The 875-nt window shown below is 67.1% G+C and carries 1 protein-coding gene and 1 pseudogene; both read left to right on the forward strand.

Annotated features, from left to right (window positions below; translation table 11 throughout):
* Window positions 1–495: acetylating acetaldehyde dehydrogenase (locus B447_RS21535; protein WP_004249375.1), on the forward strand; the 495-nt coding region annotated here is incomplete at its 5' end.
* A gap of 27 nt (window positions 496–522) precedes the next feature.
* Window positions 523–875 (forward strand): annotated as a pseudogene (locus B447_RS21540) (4-hydroxy-2-oxovalerate aldolase); the annotation flags it as partial.

The following is an 875-nucleotide window of genomic DNA, read 5'->3' on the forward strand; positions in this document are numbered from 1 at the left end:
CGCGTGCAGCCGGTGGCCTACGGCGAGATCGTCGCCACCGTGTCCTCCAAGTCGGCCGGCCCCGGCACGCGCAAGAACATCGACGAATTCACCCGCACCACCGCGGGCGCGGTCGAGCAAGTGGGCGGCGCCAAGCAGGGCAAGGCGATCATCATCCTCAACCCGGCCGAACCGCCCTTGATCATGCGCGACACGGTGCACTGCCTGACCGAGACCGAACCCGACCAGGCGGCGATCACCGAATCCATCCACGCCATGATCCGCGAGGTGCAGAAGTACGTGCCCGGCTACCGCCTGGTCAATGGCCCGGTGTTCGACGGCAAGCGCGTCTCGGTGTACCTCGAGGTCGAAGGCCTGGGCGACTACCTGCCCAAGTACGCCGGCAACCTCGACATCATGACCGCGGCCGGTGCGCGCACCGCCGAGATGTTCGCCGAGGAGATCCTGGCCGGTCGCCTCAAGCTTGAATCCAACCGCGCCACGATGGTGGCCTGAGCGCCCCGGCCACAAGGAGAGATGAACATGGAACTTCGCGGCAAGAAAGTCACCGTGCATGACATGACCCTGCGCGACGGCATGCACCCCAAGCGCCACCTGATGACGCTCGAGCAGATGAAGACCATCGCCTGCGGCCTGGACGAGGCGGGCATCCCGCTGATCGAGGTCACCCACGGCGACGGCCTGGGCGGCAGCTCGGTGAACTACGGCTTCCCGGCCCACAGCGACGAGGAGTACCTGTCCGCCGTGATCCCGCTGATGAAGCAGGCCAGGGTGTCGGCGCTGCTGCTGCCGGGCATCGGCACGGTCGATCACCTCAAGATGGCGCACGAACTGGGCGTCTCCACCATCCGCGTGGCCACCCACTGCACCGAGGC

The organism is Thauera sp. 27, assembly GCF_000310125.2.
Lineage (GTDB): Bacteria > Pseudomonadota > Gammaproteobacteria > Burkholderiales > Rhodocyclaceae > Thauera > Thauera mechernichensis.